We start from the raw sequence: 18,926 nt of genomic DNA, 5'->3' as shown, positions 1-18,926 counted from the left end.
GCCGGCGCCGCGGGCCGGTGACCAGGTCACCGGCCCGCGGGCGTCAGCCCTTGCCCAGGCCGAGCATCTCGGCGGCGAGCGCCAGCGCGGTCAGGTGGCCGTCGACCGAGCCGAGGCCGGCGCCCATGGTGTTGACGGCGAGGTGGGTGGCGCCGGCCTCCCGCCACCGGCCGGCCAGGTCGGCCAGCGCCTCCGGGCTGCCCGTCCAGCTGACCCGGCCCTCCATGCCGAGCGTGGCGGGGTCGCGGCCGGCCTCGGCGGCGGCCCCGTCCACGATCGCCTTGGCCTCGTCAAGTTCGGGACCCGGGGACATCTGCGGGAACCAGCCGTCGGCCAGCCGCCCGGCCCGGCGGTACGCCGGAGGCGAGAAGGCGCCGAACCAGAGGGGGATGGGCCGCTGCACCGGCAGGGGAGCCAGCCCCGCTCCGGTCACCTTCTCGTAGGCGCCGTCGAACGTGATCGACGGCTCGGTCCACAGCCGGCGCAGCAACGCGACCTGCTCCTCGATCCGCCTGCCCCGGGTGGTGAAGTCCTGGCCGAGCGCCTCGTACTCGACCCTGTTCCAGCCGAGCCCCACGCCCAGCCGCAGCCGTCCGCCGCTGAGCAGGTCGACCTCGGCCGCCTGCTTGGCCACCAGGGCCGTCTGGCGCTGGGGCAGGATGATGATGGAGGTGACCAGGTCCAGCGAGGTCAGCGCGGCGAGGTAGCCGAAGAGCACCATCGGCTCGTGGAAGGTGCTCCGCACGTCGTAGGGCCCCTGCCAGCCCTGGTGCACCTCCGGGTCGGCCCCGACGACGTGGTCGAAGGCCATGACGTGCTGGAAACCGAGCTCCTCGACCGCTTGGCCGTAGGCGCGCACCGCGCCCGCGTCCGCCCCGATCTCGGTCTGGGGAAAGACGACACCGATCCGCATGCATGGCTCCCGTCACGTGCTGGCGAACTCGCCGACCATCATGGCCCGGGTGGTCCCGCCCGTCCGCGAGCGACCGCCCTGGGCCGGGCCCGTGTTTCGTGAAATGTGGGTCATTCGCCCTCCGCCTCAGGCCCCGCCTTCACCGGCAGAACGGGATACTCGACTAGAATGGGAGCTTGACCCTAGTAAAAGCTGATATGTCGTCAAGGGAGGCAGGGCCCCGCGCGGGCTCGCTGTTGTGGCTGGGCTGACGAGCGGGCTGGGCCGCGAGGCGACCGGTGCGGTGTGGCGGGCCGCGCCGCATCCGGTGCTGGTGGCCGACGCCGACGGCGTCATCGAGCAGCTCAACGAGCCGGCCCGGCTGATCCTCCCCGAAGCCGCCCCCGGAGTGGCGCTGGCCGCCGTCGCACCGGCCTGGCTCGTCGAGGAAACCGGTTCCGGCCCGGTGCGCGGACCGATCGGGGATCGCGTGTTCGAGGCGCGGCCCGTCCGCGACGACGACCACGACGGGGTGGTGTGGTGGCTGACCGAGCGCACCGACGACGAACGGGTCGCCGAGGCGCTACGGGTGGAGAGAGAACGCACCGCGTTCCTCGTCGACGCGTCCAACGAACTGCTGGCGTCCCTCAACCTCGACCGCTGCACGGAGGTGGTCGCGCGCCTGGCCACGCGGTACCTGGCCGACGCCGCGCTGGTGATCCTTCCCCTGGCCGGACGCCGGTATCCCGTCGCCTACTGCGGCCCCGACGGCCGCGTGGTCCGTGAGCAACTGGCCGTGGACCCCCACGAGGTGCCCGGCCTCGCCGAGGCGCTGCAGGGGTTCCCGCCGATGCCCTCACGCTGGATCGACCCCGCCGCCGCCCCCGGCTGGCTGGCCCGCGAGGGGCTGGGCGAGCTGGGCTCCATGGTGGTGACCGCGCTCCCGGGCCACGGCGTGTCGGCGGGCGCGCTGGTGCTGCTGCGGCGCTCAGGACAGGCAGGCTTCTCCGAGGGCGAGGAGGTGGCCGCCCGGCTGTTCTCCGCCCGGGCCGGCGCGGCGATGTCGGCGGCACGCCTGTACGCCGAGCAGGCGTCCATCACCGAGACCCTGATGCGGGAGCTGCTGCCGCCCCGGACGCGGCACCTGGACGGCGTGGAGCTGGCCGCCCGCTATCGGCCCTCCGGGCTCAGCGAGCGCGTCGGCGGCGACTTCTACGACCTGCACCCCGCCCCGGAGGAGGGTGGGGAGTCGCTGATCGTGCTCGGCGACGTGTGCGGCAAGGGCCTGGAGGCCGCCGTGCTCACCGGCAAGATCCGCAACACGCTGCAGGCGCTGCTGCCGATGGCCGACGACCACCACCGGGTGCTCGAACTGCTGAACGGCGCGCTGCTGAGCGGCGACCGGTCGCTGTTCGTCACGCTCGTGCTGGCCTCGGCGCGACGCGTGGGCACGCGGGTGTCGCTCCGGCTGACCGGCGCCGGACACCCGCCGCCGCTGATCGTACGGGCCGACGGCCGGGTCGAGGCGGCCCGCACCGGCGGCACCCTGATCGGGATGCTGGAGACCATCACCAGCACGACCGACACCGTGCTGCTCGACCCCGGAGAGACCTGCGTCCTCTACACCGACGGGATCACCGAGGCGAGGGGCGGCCCGCTGGGCGACGAGATGTTCGGCGAGCGGCGGCTGCGCGAGGAGCTCGCGCAGTGCGCCGGCATGCCGCCCGAGGCGCTCGCCGAACGCGTGCAGATGCTGGCGTCCCAGTGGGCGGGCGACGGCGACCACGACGACATGGCCGTCATCGCCATCACCGCGGCCCGCCCGGCCCGCCCGGCCCGGACGACCGGCCAGGAGAGGCAGATCCCTTGACCGACGTCGCGCAGCGCAACGACGACTTCACGACCTGGACGGACGACCTCTGGCAGGCGGCCGTGGCCGGTGACGAGTACGCGGCCACCGACGCCGCCCTGGCCGCCCTCGACCACGGCGTCGACATGGAGACCCTGCTGATCGAGGTCGTCGCCCGGGTCCAGGCGCGCGTCGGCCAGGAGTGGGCCGCCAACCGGATCACGGTCGCGCAGGAGCACTCCGCGACCGCCGTGAACGAACGCGTGATCGCCGCGCTGGCCCTCCACCCCGCCACGCGCGACGCGGCGCGCGCCGAACCGGGCCGGGGCAGGATCACCGTGGCGTGCGTCGACGGCGAGTGGCACGGGCTCCCCGCCCGGCTGCTGGCCGAGGTGCTGCGGCTGCGCGGCTGGCGGGTCGACCACCTCGGCGCCCAGGTGCCCACCCCGCACCTGATCGCGCACCTGCACCGCACCGGCCCCGACGCGGTGGCGCTGTCGAGCTCGATCGCCACCCGGCTGCCCGCCGCGCACGCCGCCATCACGGCCTGCCAGGCGACGGGCACGCCGGTGCTGGTCGGCGGGGCCGCCTTCGGCCCGGACGGCCGCTACGCCCGCCTGCTGGGAGCCGACGCCTGGGCCCCCGACGCGCGCGCCGCCGCCGACCGCCTGGACGGTGACCTGCCCGCCGTCGCACCGGCGAGCCGCCACTCCACCGACGATCTGCCGCACCTGGACGACCAGGAGTACACCCTGGTCACCCGGTCGGCCTCGCGGCTGGTCAGGCACGTCATGAGCGAGCTGGAACAGCGCGTCCCGGAGATGGCGCGCTACACCGCCCAGCAGCGCCGCCACACCGCCGAGGACATCGCCCACCTTGTCGACTTCCTCGCGACCGCGCTCTACCTGAACGACCCCGAGCTGTTCGGCGGCTTCCTCACCTGGATGGCCGGCATCCTCACGGCCCGCGGCGTCCCCGCGAGCGTCCTCCATCCCGCGCTGGACCTGATCGCGAGCCGGCTCACCGAGTTCCCCCGCGCCACCGCCACGCTGGCGCACGCGCGAGCCGCGCTGCGCGCCTAGGAGAGCCGGGCGGCCGGGTCGGCGTGAGCCTGCCCGGCGACCTCGCCGGCGAACCGGTTGTTTGTTTTCTCTGGTGAGGGGGCCTGCCGAACAATTCTCCGGCCGTTAGACCTGATCTCGGATCCCGCGACCGGCGGGACGAACCGGGAAGGAAACGGCACCATGATGCGCAAGCACATGATCACCACAGGCACCGCGGCACTGGTCGCGCTGGGCGGCCTGACGGTCGCGGGCGGCACGGCCACCGCGAGCACGGCCACCGCGAGCACGGCCACCGCGAGCAAGGCCTCGCACACCGGTACGACCGCGGTGGGCGCGGCGATGGGGAACATCAGCGGCACCTGCCGAGCCGCCCGCGGCAACTACGGCAACCTCAAGGCCTACTACTACACCAAGGGCCGCAACGACATCTTCAACCGGATGAACTGGTACCTGGCCGGCCCCGGCCTCAGGAACCGGAACAACGTCACCCTGCGCATCCGCGAACACCTCAACGGCCGGGCCGACCGGACGCTCTGGCGCTGGGTCTCGGGAGACAACATCAAGAAGGGCACCGGCGGGATCTCGTTGAAGGAGGCGGCGCCGCGCAGGGCCAAGGTGCACGCCGACTTCTCGTTCGTCTTCGACCGCCGTGGCGACGACCCCAGGTGCTCCGGCCGTACCAACAGCGTCTGATCCGGAAGTGACGAGAAGGATGCCGGGCTGGGGGGCCCGGCATCCGCTCGCCATCCCGTCGAGAAGCCGGAGGCGAACATGATGTCCAGAACCACGGCCGCGCTGCTGGCGGTAGGGCTGGCGGCCGGGCTGACGGTCGCCGGCTGCGCGACCGGCCCGCCGGAGCGGCCGGCCGCCGGGAACGCTCCGGTGAACGCTCCGGTGAACACCGCGATGAACGCGCCGGTGCTGGTGGACGCGTCCCCCGGAGGGGTCGTCGTCCTGGATCCGGTGGCGGAGTCGTTCTTCGGCCTCGACCGGACGGGGCGGCAGATCTGGCGGGACCGTACGGCGTTCCACAGCGGCGCGGAGCCCGTCTGCCTGGCGCGCTGCCCGGACGTCGTCTTCTCGGGGACCTGGTCGCCCGCCGGGCCCGACCCGGAACCCTGGCGACCCACCCCGGCGGGCCCGCGCGCCTTCGCGGAGTCCGCCTCCTCCGTCCGGCGGGTCCTGACGGCCCGCGCTCCCTCCGACGCCGTGCTCGCCGAGGGGCCCGCCGTCGGCGCGGGCCGGCTGCGCCTGACGCGCCCGGCCGGCCCGCCCGAGCTGGTGCCCGTCCGCGACGCGGCCGGAGTGGCGTGGAGCGAGGATCCGGACGGCACCACCGCGCTGGCGGTGACCTCGGACGAGGTGCTGTGGTTCGGGCACGACCGGCGCGGCTGGCGACGCCTGGCGGGCACGCGTCCCGCCGGGGGCGCGTGGGGGGCCTGCGTCGCGAACGGAGGCGAGCTGGCCGTGCTCGTGGGGGACGCGCCCCGGCTGGTGCTGCGGCGCCATCGCACCGTACCGATCACCACGGACCTGGACCTGGCCGGCGAGTGCGCGGCCGGCAGGGAGAGTGCCGCGCTCATCGCCCGCTGGAAGGACGAGCACGGCAGGGCGTTCACCGCCGTCCGCGGGGTCGACGCCACCGGCGCGCGGACGTGGGCCCGTGACGTGCGGGACGAGGCGCAGGTCCGCGCCGACCCGTCCGGCGCCCGGTTCGTCGTCGTCCACGGGGGCGGCGCCGAAGTGCTCGACCGGGCCGGGCGGACGCTGGCCAGGTACGCGGGCGTCTCGTCCGCGGCCTACACGGCCGACGGCCGCCTCGTCCTGCTCCGTCCCGACCGCACCCTCCAATGGTCCTGAGCCCGGCCGAGCCGCACCCCGAGCCTGGCGCGGAGCCGAGCCCGGTTCCGGGTCGTCACCGGCAGATGTCCTGGTACGGCTCGCCGCGCAGGTACAGCGCCCATTCGGCCCGGGTGAGGGGGCGTCCGGCGATCGCGCAGACCGACCGCTCCGGCTCCGCGGGCATGGCCACGTTCCACAGCCGGGCCGTGCCGTCGCTGCCGCCGCTGGCCAGGGTCGTGCCGTCCGGGCCGAAGGCCACCGCCGTGACGGAGGGGGAGTGACCGGCCAGCGGGGGGGCCGAGGGGGCGGCCGGTGGCCACGTCCCACAGCCGCAGGTGGCCGTCGCCGCCGCCGCTGGCCAGGGTCGCGCCGTCCGGGCCGAAGGTGAGATCCCACACGGTGCCGGTGTGTCCGGTCAGGGGCGCGCCGGACGCGCGGCGGGTGGCGACGTCCCACAGCTGTATGTCGCCGTCAACGATCCCGCCGGCCAGGGTCCGGCCATCGGGGCTGAAGGCGATCGCGGTGACCGCGTCGACCGGCCCGGCCAGCGGGGGGCCGAGCGGGCGGCCGGTGGCGACGTCCCACAGGCACACGACACCGTTGTCGTACGCTCCGGCCAGGGTCGTGCCGTCGCGGCTGAAGGCGAGGTCCCACAGGGTGCCGTCGGCGCCGGTCAGGAGCGTGCCGCGCGGGCGGCCGCTGGCCACGTCCCACAGCCGCACGCTCTTGTCCCGGCCGCCGCCGGCCAGGGTCCTGCCGTCGGGGCTGAACGCGACCGCTTCCACGGAGCCGGTGTTGCCGGTGAGCGGGACCGCGGCCGGGCGGCCGGTGGCGACGTCCCACAGCCGCGGGCCCCGGTCGCCGTCGGCGCCGGCCAGGGTCCTGCCGTCCGGGCTGAAGGCGACGTTCCAGGTGGTGCCGCTGCGGCCGGGCACCGGGGCGCCGGCCTGCCCGTAGGTGGCGGTGCGCCAGAACCGCACGCTCCCGTCCTGCCCGGCGGTGGTCAGCCGCGCGCCGTCCGGGCCGAACCTCAGCGCCTTGACCGGCTCGGCGTGACCGGTGAGCGGGGCGCCGCCCGGCCGCAGGGCGGTCGCGTCCCACAGCCGCAATCCGCCGTCGCGGTCGCCGCCGGCCAGCGTCCTGCCGTTGGGACTGAACGCCAGGCCCCAGACCGTGCCGCGGGCGGCCAGCGGGGCGCCCAGCGGGCGGCGGGTGGCGACGTCCCAGAAACCGATGCCGTGGACGCCGCCTACGGCCAGCTGGTGCCCGTCCGGCGTGAACGCGACCGCCGAGGCGAGGGCGTGCTTCACCGGCTCGCCGGCCGCCCGGCCGGTGGCGGTGTCCCACAGCGTCGCCTGGTCGCCGTTGGCGGTGGCCAGCAGCCTGCCGTCGGGGGAGAAGGCCATCGGCCCGCGGAAGAAGGTGCGGCTGTGGACGAGGTCGCCGATCTGCCGGCCGGTGGCCGTGTGCCACAGACCGGCCGTGCTGTTCTCGCCGCTGGTCGCCAGGGGTCGTGCCGTCCGGGCTGAACGCCACCGCGAGCACCGGACCGGACTCTCCCGGACGCGTCAGCGGCGGGCCCGCGGGGCGGGCCGTCGCGGTGTCCCACAGCACCGCCCCCTTGGGGCCCGGCGTGAGCAGGACCCGGCCGTCCGGACTGAACGCCATCGCGGCGGCGGCCCGGACGTGACCGGTCTCGAAAGCGCCGACGAGACGTCCGGAGGCGGTCTCCCACAGCCGGACGGTGGTGTCGTCGGCGGTGGCCAGCAGCCTGCCGTCCGGGCTGAACAGCGTCGCGCCGTCGCCGGTGTGCCCGGCCAGCACGTGCCGCAGGGAGGTGGCGATCGTGTCGAGCATCCGGTGGCGGGCCTCGCCGGTGGGCGTGATCCGCCACGCGGCGGCGGCCAGCAGCCCGGCGAGAACGGGATCCGTGGCGGAGTGTTCTTCGCTCTCGTTCGTCACGAACCTCGACAGAACCTCCTGACGCCGCGTCTCCGCGTTGCGCCGCTCGCGCTCGGCCGTACCGGCCACGTTGACCGCGATCACGGCCGCCGCCGACGCCACGACGCTCAGCACGACCAGCACGGCGACGGCGGCCCGCGCCAGCCTGCCGCGGCGGGCCGCCGCCCCGGCGGAGGCGGTGAGGAAGTCGCGCTCCAACGGGGTCAGCTCCGCCTGCCGTGAGCGCAGCCGGTCGGCGGCCGCGAGGCGCGCGCCCCGGAACAGCGCGCCGGGATCGCGTCCCAGCTCGTCCCACGTGGCCGCCGCCTCGGTGAGCGCTCGCTGGGCGCGCAGCAGGTCGCGTTCCTCCTCGATCCAGCCGCGCAGCCGGGGCCAGGAGGCGATCAGCGCCTCGTGCGCGATCTCGGCCGAGTCCTCGTGCAACGTCAGCAGCCGGGCGTCGGCCAGCCGGCGGATCACCCGGGCCGCCTCGGGTGACCCGTCAGGGTCGAGCTCGGCCGGCGCGGCGGGCCGCCGGGTGTCCCGTTCGCCGGGATCGACCAGCCGCAGCAGGATGCGCCGCGCGTGCGCGGCCTGGACGGGAGACAGCCCGCTGTAGACCTCCTCGGCGGTGGCCGTGACGGCGCCGCGCACGCCGCCGGCCCGCCGGTAACCCTCCAGCGTCAGCATCTTGCCCTGCCGGCGCCGCCACGTCTCCAGCAGCGCGTGCGACATCAGTGGCAGGCCGCCAGGTTCGCCGAGCACGTCCTCCATGACCTCGGCGGTCAGCGCCCGCTCCACGATCAGCCCCCGCGCCATGGCCGGCTTGACGATCGCCTCCCGCAGATCGTCGCGGTCCATCGGCCCCACCAGCAGGTTCGCGTCACGCAGCGCCTCGGTCAGCGGGCGGTGCCCGGCGCAGTGCCCGTAGAAGTCGGCCCGGACGGCGATGACGGCCCGCACCCGGCTGTCCGGGTCGCGGGCCGTCAGCAACAGGTCGATGAACTCGGCCCGCTCGGCCGGGTCCCGGCAGAGCGTGAACAGCTCCTCGAACTGGTCGACCACCCACAGCGCGTCCTGCCTGGCGGACAGCCGGGCGGCGTGGGCCGCCATCGGCCGCCTGCCCGGTGTGAGCACCTGGACCGAACGCACGGGCTCGTCGAGCCGCCCCTGCCGTACGGCGGCCACCAGCCCGGCCCGCAACAGCGAGGACTTGCCGCTGCCCGACGGGCCGAACAGCGCCGCGAAGCGCCGCCGCCGCACCAGCGCCAGCAGTTCCTCGACGAGCCGGTCCCGCCCGAAGAACCGCTCGCTGTCGCCCGTCTCGTAGCGGGCCAGTCCCGGGTAGGGAGAGCCGGCGTCGTCCTCGTCGCTCGCTTCGGGCAGGATCTCCTCGGCGACCTGCCGCCAGCGCAGCTCCCACTCGGCGACGTCGCCGCCACACGCCTTCACGTACGCGGCCACGACCGGAAGCGACGCCAGCCGGTCGCCGGCGGCGGCCTGGGAGAGCGTGGTGACCGCGTAGCCGGCCCGCCTGGCCATCTCCCGATAGGTGATGCCGCCGGCCTCCCGGCGCAGCTTCCGCAGTTCGTACGCGAAACGCTGGACCGGGCCCGCTCCGGGATCGACGGGTGACTCACGGCGCCCCATCCGGGCCCTCCCTTGCTCGGCTGCGAAAGAGCCGGAGGACGTTCAACGTATCCAGGGTGAGAAATACCCGCAAGGTGATCGAATCGCCATGCAGTTATCGGGTAGGGCGATTCTCAAGAAAGGAGAACAATTTGCTCGATTGTCCGCCCCTATGCGCCGGAGACTCGATCAAACTGCACACCATGACCATGTCAATGAAGCGAGTGCGGAGAAGGGTCGCCATCGGGCTGATGCGCGCGGCGAGGGCGGCGAACAGGAGCCGACCGGCCCGCGTCCTGCTGCGCGGTCGCAGCGTCCGGCGTTTCCCCCTGGTCAACCGGATCTACCACGCCGTCTTCCGCCTCGGCGTCGCCACCGGCGATCGGGACATGGAGGCGCGTTACCGGGGGGTGGTGCTGACCGGCCCGGTGTGGGACGCCACGATCATGCCGTCGGTCTCGGGGGGCTACTACGAGGAGTTCGAGGTCGGCGTCTTCGAGCGGCTGGCCTCGGTCAGTCACTCCATCGTCGACGTCGGGGCGAACATCGGCGTCTACGCCTGCACCGGTGCCGCGCGGGTCGCGCCGGGTGGCCGGCTGGTCGCCTTCGAGCCGGTCCCGGAGAACCTCGCCTACCTGCGACGCAACGTGGAGCGCAACGAGCTGACCGGCCGCGTGAGCGTGGAACCGATGGCCGTCGGTGACTCACCCGGTGAGCTGACCGTGCACCTGTCGGGCGAGCAGTCCGGCAAACACTCGGCCGCCGCGGCGAACGTCGGGACGCCCGTGGAGACGATCACCGTGCCCATGACGTCGATCGACGCCTACCTCGCCGACCGCGGCCTCGCCCCGCCCGACCTCGTCAAGATCGACGTCGAGGGTTACGAGGGCTTCGTGCTGCGCGGCGCGACCCAGGCCCTGGCCGCCTCACCGACGCTGCTGTTCGAGCTGCACCCCGAGCTCCAGGCGAACTGCGGCTGCGACGCGAGCGAACTGCTCGACCTCGTCTTCGCCCACTATCGGTGGGTCTTCCTGGTGGACGAGCTGGACGGCGTCCTGCGGCCGTGCGCGCAAGCCGACCTCGACAGTCCCGGCGCGATCGGCCTCTACCGCTCCAACCTCGTGGCGATCGGCCGGCCCGACCACCTGGAGGCCGTCCGGCAGTGGCACGACCTGGACCTCGGCTGAACGCCCGGCACCGTCAGAGGTCGAGGTCGACGACGATCGGCGCGTGGTCGGACGGCGCCTTGCCCTTGCGGGCCTCGCGATCCACGTACGCCGAACGCACCCGGCCGGCGACCCCCGCGGCGGCGTACACGAGGTCGATGCGCATGCCCTTGTTCTGGTGGAACATGCCCGCCCGGTAGTCCCAGTAGGTGAACGGGTGCGGGCCCTTCATGGCCGTCGGCACCACGTCGCGCAGCCCCAGCTCCCTGAGCCCGGCCAGCGCCTGCCGCTCGGCCGGGGTGACGTGGGTCGAGCCGGCGAACTGCGCGGGATCCCAGACGTCCGCGTCGGTCGGCGCCACGTTGTAGTCGCCGCAGGCCACCAGCGGGCTTCCCGTCGCCAGCTCGCTCTCCAGCGCCTCCCGGAACGCCGCGAACCAGGCCAGCTTGTACCGGTAGTGCGGCGAATCGACCGTGCGCCCGTTCGGCGCGTACAACGACCACACCCGCAGCCCGCCGCAGGTGGCGCCGATCGCCCGCGCCTCGGGCGGCGCCGCGCCCGTGCCGCCCGCCCGCGCCTCGGGCGGTGTCGAGCCCGCGCCGGTCTCCGGCGACTCCGGGGGCACGCCGTCGGCGAGCGCGTCGAAGCCCGGCTCGCCGGGAAAGCCGCGCGACACCTCGTCCAGGCCCACCCTGGACAGCAGCGCGACGCCGTTCCACCGGCCGTCACCGTGGGCCGCGACGGCGTATCCGAGCTCACCCACCTGCTCGACGGGGAAGCCGCCGGCGGCGCACTTCGTCTCCTGCAGGCAGACCACGTCGGGCCGGACCCCGGCCAGCCAGTCGACCAGCCGGGGCAGCCGTGCCTTGACCGAGTTGACGTTCCACGTCGCCAGGCGCATCTCTCCAGCCTGCCACCACTTCCCGCGCGGGACGCGGTGCGGAGAGGGTTACGGGACGTCGAACGTCTCGCGGGTGGTCGCGCCGATGACCTCGATCCCCTTGGTGCCGAGGACGCTGTCGAGCGGCAGCGACTCCGTGTACGGCGCCAGCGCGGGTAGGCCGATGCCGGGAAGCATCCCGATGACCTCGATGCCCCAGTATTCCGGCCGCTGGACGTACACCAGCGGCGAGAGCCGGACCTTCATGTTCTGGTAGGGCTTCTCGCCGCTCACGATCAGGATGAACGTGCCGGGAACGATCCCGGGTACGACCTTCGCCTCGTCGAAGTCGATGAGCCGCACCGACTGAGGCTGCGGGAGCCTGCTGAAGTCCTGTGCCATGGTTGAGCCCCTCTCCGAATGGATGCGCCCGCACCGGTCACCGCCGGTAGCGGAAGTGTCACTCGGTGATGCTACTCTCCACGGGCTCGAAGCTCTCGGGACCTCGGAGCCGTCACTTCGCGTAGGCTTCGCGGCAGCCGCCGAACCGACCGGCATCCGGCTTCACGAACGCCGCCTCCTCGGTGCCGCGCACCGCCGTGGTCATGGAGTCCGTCCAGATGTGGGCAGGGATCGAGCTGCCGGGCACGCTGGAGTAGCGGCGGCCGCCGATGGTCACGTCGGTCAGCGGGTGCCGGAAGCCGCCGCGAGGATCACCGACGCCGACCGCCGAGGCCAGAGCCGGGGTGTAGCCCGCGTACCAGGCGGCGGCGTGGGCGTCGACCGTCCCCGGCAGGCCCGCCGCGTCACGGCCGAGGCCCTTGACCGCGTCCCCGGCCGCGTCGGCCAGCACGCCGGTCACCGCGTCGGCGACCGCCGGGTCCAGCACCTGCCGGCAGCGCGGGACGAAGGAGCGCGCGGCGCCGGAGCCGTCGCGGATCTCGGTGACCGCCATCGGGGCGCAGTGCCGGCCGCGGGCGGCGAGGGTGGCGTAGGAGGTGGCCACCGAGACCGGCTCCACCTCGTTGATGCCGAGCGTGAAGGTCGCGTACTCGGCCAGGGGATGGCCGTCGGCGCGGCCGAGGCCGAGCCGCCGCGCCATCCGCACCGTCTCGCACAGGCCGACCCTCTCCTCCAGCTTCATGAAGAAGGTGGGGACCGTCTCCCGGGTGCCCGACCGCAGGGTGTGGAACCGGTCGGCTCGCCGCGGGTCGACGACCTGGTGGGTCGGATCGCCGACCTTCACGTCCTGGCAGTTCCTGAACGCCGCGAAGCCGGGCATCCGGTACTCGCCGGAGACGGCGAAGCCGTCCTCCGACCGCATGCCGTTCTCGAACGCGGCGGCCAGGGTGTAGGCCATCGCCGTACTGCCCTGCTGGAGACCGCTCGGGTCGCCGGTGCCCCTGCTGGTGGCCATGGCCCTGATCTCACCGCTGCCCGGGACGACCATCGCCTGGCCGGCGACCTGCGGATCGTCGCGGTGGACGTGGTCGTCCACGGCCCGCTGCGACGCCTCCTGCATCGCCTGGTCGATCGTCGTCCTGATGGTCAGGCCGCCGCCGGCGAGCAGCCGCTCGTCGTGCGCGCCGACCTCCGTCCGCACCCGCTGGCAGAAGTACGGGTATCGGCTGTCCTCGCAGCGGTCGGGAAGCTCCTCGACGACCGCCCCCTGGGAGTCCAGCCACATGTTCTTCCGCACCACCAGGGGCGCGACCGGCAGCTGGTCGCGGACGGGCTTCCCGTCGTCGCCGTCCCACAGCGACGGCGACACCGCGACCCCCGCCGCCACGGCCCCCGCCGCCACGACCACCGCCACCACGACCCCCGCGACCACGCGTAACGGCTTCATCGGCCTCCTTCGGCGCACACCGGCTCATGGGCGATCATCCAAGCCCTGGCCGGAACCGAACGTCAAACCTAGATCATCTGGCCATCGCGCCGGCCGCCGGCCGCGTCGGGGCGCGCGGGGCGCTCCGGCCCATCGCCCGCAAGGGCCGGCGGCGCGCTCCTTCAGCCTGCCACCGCACCGTGCGGACCCGGTGCCGCGACGTCACGGAACGTGGCAGGGTGGCTCATCGCCGGGCGCGGGCCGTGGCCGCCTCCCAGGTGCGCAGGTAGGATTCGGCGCCGGCCGCCAGGTCCCGCACGAGGTCCGGGCCCGCGATGATCCGCATGTCCTCGATCCAGTCGGGCACCAGGCCGTAGTTGGCGACCCCGTCGGTGTTGACGTCCCAGACCCGTTGCCCGGTCCGCTGCCGGTCCAGGGTCACGCTTCCGTCGAAGGAGGCGAACGGGTACGTGACCGGGTCGGCGGAGTTGCCGGCGCGAGGGCCGGGCAGTTGGCCCATGCCGTTGACGTCCAGGCCGTAGCCGTACCCGGTGATCTGGCGCGCCTGCCTGAGCGGCTCGGTGCGGCGCCACTCGGCGACGAAGTGCGACGCGTCATGCCCGTACTGCGTGATCATGCCACCGAGGGCGTAGATCCGGTCGAAGTAGCCCGGGTCGGTCCAGCTGTGGGAGGAGATCACGCCGGGGTAGCCGGCCGCTTCGAGGATGCCGAGCGTGCGGTCGGCGGCCTTCACGCTCATGTGGTCGACCTCCACGAGCATGCCCCGTCGCATCAGCCCCTGGACCATGTACTCCCCGAGGGAGGTCAGGCCCTTGGTGTTGCAGTGGGGAGCGGGGGGATAGACCGGCAGCGAGATGCCGGGGGGCAGCAGTCCCGCGAGCTGGTCGGGCAGGATTCCGCCGGGTTCGATCGGGTTGTCGTGATAGGGCCCGGTGCAGGTGCGCGCCTTCCAGAAGGAGCCGCCGCTGAGGAAGTTGCCCAGGTTGACGATGGCACCCTGGGTGCCGGAGTCGAAGCGGACCCCGCACAGGGCGTTGTCGTACTTGTGGCAGACGAACATGCTGCGGACGCCGAGCTCGTACATCTCGTCCAGGCCGCGGTCGATCTGCCCCTTGGTGCAGTGCGGGATGCCGAGGGTCTGGCGGCAGCCGAACGGCTCGGAGGTCTCGATCCCGAGGACGACGGCGAGCTTGCCGGCTTCGGCCGTGCGCCTGGCCTCGGCCGCGTCGCGCACGATCCGGAACCAGCCCAGGCCGGGACCGCCGTGCTCGGCGTCGATGTGGTCCTGCATTTCGCGGGCCCGCTGAGCCTGGAGCCTGATCGAGCTCATCTCGTCGCAGGAGTTCTTCTTAAGCGGGTAGATCGCGCACAGCTGGCGGTTGGCCACCAGGTGGTTGACCATGATCCGCAGCCCGCCCCGCCAGGCCCGCTCCACCCATGTGTAGTACGCCTGCTGGTGGGTGAGCGAGTCGTGCGCCGGCCAGTCGCGGAAGGTGGGCCAGCCCACCGGGTCGTGGGTGCCGGTCGGCGAGCCGGTGCGGGTGAAGTTCTCGAACCAGGCCAGTTCGCCGTTGGGGTGGTGGTCGGCGCAGTCCGTCAGGGCCTTGGCGATGCCCTCGGCGTGGAACGGCCTGCCGCACATCAGGCTGCCGCCGAACGCCTCGTAGGAGAACAGGTGACTGTGCGCGTCGACGAACCCGCGGACGTCGCCGCCGGCGGTCGCACCGGCCTGCGGCGGGGTTGCCGCGACGGCCTTCGGCGGGGCCGCCGCGACGGTTTCCGCCTGCGAGGCCTGTGAGGCCAGCGAGACCAGCGAGGCGGACAGGATGAGGACGACGGCGACCGCCTGACGGGCGAGGCGGTGGGCGAGGGGGCGGGGAGATATCACGGACACCTCACACTGGACGGGGGGTACCGGATCCATCGCCAGCATCCGCCCCCGCCGGCCCCCCTACAAGGCCCAAACATGAGGGCATCTCATCAATCTTGCCGAATCAGGCGCTCGGGGGCTCCGTGATCGACCCGCGTCACGCTCCCCGGTGTCCGGGCCGCCCGCCCGACGTGGCCGACGCGGGGGCGGTCGATCCTCGTACGACCAGCTCGGTGGCGAGCTCGACGTGATGGGAGTCGACCTGCTCGCCGGCCGCCAGCCGCATCGCGGTGCGCAGGGCGACCCGGCCCATCTCCCGCAGGGGCTGGCGGACCGTGGTCAGGGGCGGCGAGGCCATCCGGGCGATCTGGGTGTCGTCGAAGCCCACGAGGCTGAGGTCCTCGGGGATGCGCAGGCCGCGCGCCCGGGCCGCCTCGATGACGCCGAGGGCGGTCTCGTCACTGCCCGCGAAGATCGCCGTCGGCGCCTCGGGCAGGTCGAGCAGGGTGGCGCCGCCCGCCACGCCGTCGGGGTAGCGGAAGTGCCCCGTCTGCACGTAGCCCGGCGGCACGGGCACTCCCTCGGCCTCCATGGCGGCGCGGTAGCCGTGCAGGCGGGCCTGGTTGCAGGCGGCCGTCGCCGGGCCGCCGATGTAGGCGATGCGCCGGTGCCCGAGGGAGAGCAGGTGGTGGGTCGCGGCCAGGCCGCCGGCGAAGTTGGTCGAGCCGACGCTGGTCACGGGGGCGCGCGGCAGGTTGAGCGGGTCGATCACGACCAGCGGCAGCCGGGCCCGGGACAAGGCGGCCAACTGGCCCGAGGTCAGCTCGCTGGTGACCGCGATCAGCGCCTGACGACCGGCGGCGACCAGGTCGCGGGCCCAGGCGGCGGTGCGGTCGGTGTCCTTGCGGATGCTGACCACGACCCCGACGCCGACCTCGGCGCCGGCCTCCACCGCACCCTGGATGATCTCGGAGGAGTAGGCGTTGAGGTCGGTGTCGAACTGCACCTCGATCGTGCCGGACGGGGTGGCCTCGGCCCGGCGCGGTGACGGCGCGACGTAGTCGTGCTGCCGCAGCAGCGACTGCACCAGCGAGCGGGTCGCCGGCGCGACGTCGCTGCGGCCGTTGAGCACCTTGGAGACGGTCGCGACGGACACCCCGGCCGAGGCCGCGACGGTGGCCAGCGTGGTGCGTCTAGGACTGGCCTGCATCTCTTCCCTCCTGTCGCCGGGCGGCGGAGCCCGGCGACGAACCCACGTACACGGGCGTGACGAGCCGCCGGCCGTGGCCGACGACCCGCGTCGGGCCGGTCAGCCGGATGCCGGCGCGGCAGGGCAGGTCGGCCGCGGACGTGCCGACGAGTATGTCGAGGTCGCCCGGCTCGACGATCCGGCGCAGGTCGCGGCCGGTGAAGGCGGTGCGGTCGGCGTGGACGCGGAAGCTCACCTCGGTGCTCGCGCCGGGCTCCAGCCGGACCCGCGCGAAGCCGGTCAGCTGCCTCACCGGCCGGGTGACCTGGGCGAGGACGTCGCGCAGATAGAGCTGGACGACCTCCTCACCCGCTCTGCCGCCGGTGTTGCGAACGCGGACCGACACGGTGAACTCGCCGTCGGTGGGCACCTCGGTGTCGCTGACGCGCAGGTCGCCGACGTCGAAGGTGGTGTAGGAGGCGCCGTGGCCGAACGGGAACAGGGGGGTCGGGTCGAGGTTGCTGATGCCCTGGCTGTCGTTGCCGAGGGGCGGCTGCAGATAGGTGCCCGGCTGGCCGCCCGGCCGGCGGGGGATTTGCACGGGCAGCTTGCCTGCGGGCTGGACACGTCCGGAAAGTATACCGGCGATCGCCCCTCCGCCCTCCTCACCAGGCATGAACGCCTGCACGAGCGCCGCGGCCCGGGCGTGTGTGTCGCCCATCGCGTACGGGCGGCCCGAGACGACGACCACGACGAGCGGCGTGCCCGTGGCGGCGAGGGCGGCCAGCAGGTCCTCCTGCGCCCCGGGCAGCCGGAGGTGCTCGGCGTCGCAGCCCTCACCCGAGGTCCCCTGCCCGAACATGCCCGCGAGGTCGCCCACGACGGCGACGCACACGTCCGCGTCGCGGGCCGCGTCCGTCGCGGCGGCGAAGCCCGAGCGGTCGTCGTCCCGGATGTCGCAGCCCCGTTCGTGGACGATCTCGGTGCCGGGCAGCTCGGCCCGCAGGGCGTCGAGCACGCTGGGCGCGTCGATGCCGAGCCCGAGGCCGGGGTGGCGGGGCAGCACGTGGTTGGGGAAGGCGTAGCAGCCCATGAAGGTGCGCGGCTCGGCCGCGCCGGGACCGACCACGGCGACCCGGCGCGGAGCCGGGCGGCCCTCCCCGAGCAGGGGCAACGCCGTGCCTGCGTCGAGCAGGACGACGGAGCGCTCGGCCAGTTCGCGGGCCAGCGCGCGGTTGGCCGGCGAGTCGAGGTCCACCTCGCCGGCCGCGGCGACCGACCCCTCGGGGGTCCAATCCCGGTCGAGCAGCCCGAGCTGCGCCTTCTGGGTGAGCAGGCGGCGCGCCGCCCGGTCCACCAGGGACTCCGGCAGTTCGCCCCGGCGTACTCGGTCGGCCAGGTGCCGGCCGAAGCCGCGGGTGTCGGGGAGCTCCACGTCGAGGCCCGCGGTGAGCGCCTGGACGCCGGCGTCCTCCGTGTCCGCGGCGACCCCGTGCGTCGTCGCGAGGAACGGCACCGCCCAGTAGTCGGAGACGACGGTGCCGGTGAACCCCCACTCCTCGCGCAGCAGGTCGGTCAGCAGCCAGGAGTCGACGGCGGCCGGGACGCCGTCCACGTCGGAGTAGGAGTTCATCACCGAGCGAGCCCCGGCCTCGGTGATGGCCGTCTCGAACGGCGGCAGGATCAGGTCCATCAGCTCGCGCCGTCCCATCGGGACGGGGCCGTGGTTGCGGGCCGCGCGCGAGGCGGAGTAGCCGGCGAGGTGCTTGAGGGTGGCGATGATCCCGGCGCTCTCCAGCCCCCGGACGTAGGCCGCGCCGAGCATCGTGACGAGGTACGGATCCTCGCCCATGGTCTCCTCGACCCTGCCCCAGCGGTAGTCGCGGACCACGTCCAGCACCGGGGACAGGCCCTGGTGCACGCCCACCGCGCGCATGTCGCGGCCGATGGCGGAGGCCATCCGCTCCACCAGCTCGGGGTCGAACGTCGCGCCCCAGGCGATGGCCGCGGGATAGACGGTCGCGCCGTAGGTGGTGAAGCCGGTGAGGCACTCCTCGTGGGCGAGCGCGGGGATGCCGAGCCGGGAGCCCTCGACGACCGAGCGCTGGAGCCGGACCAGCTCCGCGGCGCCCTCCGACACGGTCACCGGCCTGCTGCCGAACACGCGGGTCAGGTGGCCGAGCCCGTGGCGGACGGCCTCCTCGAAGGGGAGCGCCCCGAACGCCCCGAAGGTGTCCTGCGCCGGCGCCACGCTCGGCGTCCCATCGGCCTCGGAGCCGGTGCCGTCAAGTCCCGTGCCGTCAGGTCCGGTGCCGTCAGCTCCGGGGCTGTCAAGTCCCGTGCCGTCAAGGGAGGCATCGGCCGGTCCGTCGCCGGCCTGCGTGTGGTTGCCCACCCACAGGCTGCCGAGCTGGGCGACCTTCTCCTCCAGCGTCATCTCCGCCAGCAGGGCCTCCACCCGGTCGGCCACGGGAAGCGCCGGGTCCTGCCAAGGGCGTAGGTCCTGTCCCGCGGCGGGGATCCGATCGAGTGCCGTCATTGTTGGTCTCCTTAGCAGACGGTTCCTGACACATGTTTCGCAATGTTTCGGCGCTGTCGGGTGGCCTGGCCGAAGGACTGTCCCTGGCCTGGATAACCAGCTAAGCGCCCATGCGAGGGTACCTCAACGACCTGCCCTGCGCCGAGCCGAATTCGTGTCCCCGCAGGGGGTTGACAGGCCAAGGGCCGAAATCTAGATTGACGTGCCGCGCGGTCA

General features: G+C 73.8%; 13 protein-coding genes and 2 pseudogenes. 5 read left to right on the top strand and 10 right to left on the bottom strand.

Annotation, left to right across the window (positions count from 1 at the left end):
• Positions 1-43 precede the first annotated feature (43 nt).
• A complete protein-coding gene (locus tag AC5L3X_RS34170) occupies positions 44-913 on the bottom strand; it encodes an LLM class F420-dependent oxidoreductase (protein WP_494862552.1) in 870 nt (289 codons plus the stop codon).
• A gap of 238 nt (positions 914-1,151) precedes the next feature.
• Between AC5L3X_RS34170 and AC5L3X_RS34165 the strand changes: the two genes are divergently transcribed.
• The 4 genes from AC5L3X_RS34165 (at position 1,152) to AC5L3X_RS34150 (ending at position 5,665) form a co-directional block, all read left to right on the top strand.
• Positions 1,152-2,762: a PP2C family protein-serine/threonine phosphatase gene (locus tag AC5L3X_RS34165; RefSeq protein ID WP_494862550.1), complete on the top strand. Its 1,611-nt coding sequence runs from the start codon at positions 1,152-1,154 to the stop codon at positions 2,760-2,762.
• Positions 2,759-3,823 carry a cobalamin B12-binding domain-containing protein gene (locus AC5L3X_RS34160; RefSeq protein WP_494862549.1) on the top strand — a complete coding sequence of 355 codons (1,065 nt, stop codon included), beginning with the start codon at positions 2,759-2,761 and terminating at the stop codon, positions 3,821-3,823. Before AC5L3X_RS34165 ends, AC5L3X_RS34160 begins: the two co-directional genes overlap by 4 nt.
• Before the next feature lie 162 nt (positions 3,824-3,985).
• Positions 3,986-4,498, top strand: coding sequence for a hypothetical protein (locus AC5L3X_RS34155; protein ID WP_494862547.1), 513 nt, complete (start codon positions 3,986-3,988; stop codon positions 4,496-4,498).
• 78 nt (positions 4,499-4,576) lie between these two features.
• The gene (locus AC5L3X_RS34150; RefSeq protein WP_494862546.1) at positions 4,577-5,665 is read left to right on the top strand and encodes a hypothetical protein; all 1,089 of its coding nucleotides are present in this window, start codon (positions 4,577-4,579) and stop codon (positions 5,663-5,665) included.
• 55 nt (positions 5,666-5,720) lie between these two features.
• On the opposite strand, the gene AC5L3X_RS34145 is transcribed toward AC5L3X_RS34150, so the two are convergent.
• From AC5L3X_RS34145 to AC5L3X_RS34135, 3 genes and pseudogenes are all read right to left on the bottom strand, one after another.
• Entirely contained in the window at positions 5,721-5,936 is a 216-nt protein-coding gene (locus AC5L3X_RS34145; protein WP_494862580.1) for a WD40 repeat domain-containing protein, read from the bottom strand.
• 43 nt (positions 5,937-5,979) lie between these two features.
• Positions 5,980-7,053 (bottom strand): annotated as a pseudogene (locus AC5L3X_RS34140) (WD40 repeat domain-containing protein); the annotation flags it as partial.
• Positions 7,054-7,390: 337 nt separating this feature from the next.
• A pseudogene (locus AC5L3X_RS34135) lies at positions 7,391-9,238 on the bottom strand (nSTAND1 domain-containing NTPase); the annotation flags it as partial.
• Between the two features lie 194 nt (positions 9,239-9,432).
• Here AC5L3X_RS34135 and AC5L3X_RS34130 point away from each other — a divergent pair.
• Positions 9,433-10,404: an FkbM family methyltransferase gene (locus AC5L3X_RS34130; protein ID WP_494862544.1), complete on the top strand. Its 972-nt coding sequence runs from the start codon at positions 9,433-9,435 to the stop codon at positions 10,402-10,404.
• A gap of 13 nt (positions 10,405-10,417) precedes the next feature.
• Here AC5L3X_RS34130 and AC5L3X_RS34125 read toward each other — a convergent pair whose 3' ends face one another.
• From AC5L3X_RS34125 to AC5L3X_RS34100, 6 genes are all read right to left on the bottom strand, one after another.
• Complete coding sequence (locus AC5L3X_RS34125) at positions 10,418-11,284, bottom strand: exodeoxyribonuclease III (RefSeq protein WP_494862542.1); 867 nt, start codon at positions 11,282-11,284, stop codon at positions 10,418-10,420.
• Positions 11,285-11,332: 48 nt separating this feature from the next.
• On the bottom strand, positions 11,333-11,665 hold the full coding sequence (locus AC5L3X_RS34120) for a hypothetical protein (RefSeq protein ID WP_494862541.1): 333 nt from the start codon (positions 11,663-11,665) through the stop codon (positions 11,333-11,335).
• Between the two features lie 112 nt (positions 11,666-11,777).
• Positions 11,778-13,112 (bottom strand): hypothetical protein, encoded by a 1,335-nt coding sequence (locus AC5L3X_RS34115; protein WP_494862539.1) that lies wholly within the window; start codon positions 13,110-13,112, stop codon positions 11,778-11,780.
• A 223-nt stretch (positions 13,113-13,335) separates the two neighbouring features.
• Positions 13,336-15,036 (bottom strand): amidohydrolase family protein, encoded by a 1,701-nt coding sequence (locus tag AC5L3X_RS34110; RefSeq protein ID WP_494862537.1) that lies wholly within the window; start codon positions 15,034-15,036, stop codon positions 13,336-13,338.
• 103 nt (positions 15,037-15,139) lie between these two features.
• A complete protein-coding gene (locus AC5L3X_RS34105; RefSeq protein WP_494862535.1) occupies positions 15,140-16,192 on the bottom strand; it encodes a LacI family DNA-binding transcriptional regulator in 1,053 nt (350 codons plus the stop codon).
• Positions 16,176-18,710, bottom strand: coding sequence for a glycoside hydrolase family 3 N-terminal domain-containing protein (locus AC5L3X_RS34100; protein WP_494862534.1), 2,535 nt, complete (start codon positions 18,708-18,710; stop codon positions 16,176-16,178). Before AC5L3X_RS34100 ends, AC5L3X_RS34105 begins: the two co-directional genes overlap by 17 nt.
• Positions 18,711-18,926 lie beyond the last annotated feature (216 nt).

The organism is Nonomuraea sp. CX421 (genome assembly GCF_059358955.1).
This window is presented reverse-complemented; position numbering and strand designations above follow the sequence as displayed.

Excerpts from the sequence above, each read along its gene's own strand:
- AC5L3X_RS34150 (WP_494862546.1), top strand. The coding sequence starts at position 4,577 with ATGATGTCCAGAACCACGGCCGCGCTGCTGGCGGTAGGGCTGGCGGCC.
- AC5L3X_RS34105 (WP_494862535.1), bottom strand. The coding sequence starts at position 16,192 with ATGCAGGCCAGTCCTAGACGCACCACGCTGGCCACCGTCGCGGCCTCG.
- AC5L3X_RS34170 (WP_494862552.1), bottom strand. The coding sequence starts at position 913 with ATGCGGATCGGTGTCGTCTTTCCCCAGACCGAGATCGGGGCGGACGCG.
- AC5L3X_RS34115 (WP_494862539.1), bottom strand. The coding sequence starts at position 13,112 with ATGAAGCCGTTACGCGTGGTCGCGGGGGTCGTGGTGGCGGTGGTCGTG.
- AC5L3X_RS34120 (WP_494862541.1), bottom strand. The coding sequence starts at position 11,665 with ATGGCACAGGACTTCAGCAGGCTCCCGCAGCCTCAGTCGGTGCGGCTC.
- AC5L3X_RS34125 (WP_494862542.1), bottom strand. The coding sequence starts at position 11,284 with ATGCGCCTGGCGACGTGGAACGTCAACTCGGTCAAGGCACGGCTGCCC.
- AC5L3X_RS34110 (WP_494862537.1), bottom strand. The coding sequence starts at position 15,036 with ATGGATCCGGTACCCCCCGTCCAGTGTGAGGTGTCCGTGATATCTCCC.
- AC5L3X_RS34100 (WP_494862534.1), bottom strand. The coding sequence starts at position 18,710 with ATGACGGCACTCGATCGGATCCCCGCCGCGGGACAGGACCTACGCCCT.
- AC5L3X_RS34130 (WP_494862544.1), top strand. The coding sequence starts at position 9,433 with ATGAAGCGAGTGCGGAGAAGGGTCGCCATCGGGCTGATGCGCGCGGCG.
- AC5L3X_RS34155 (WP_494862547.1), top strand. The coding sequence starts at position 3,986 with ATGATGCGCAAGCACATGATCACCACAGGCACCGCGGCACTGGTCGCG.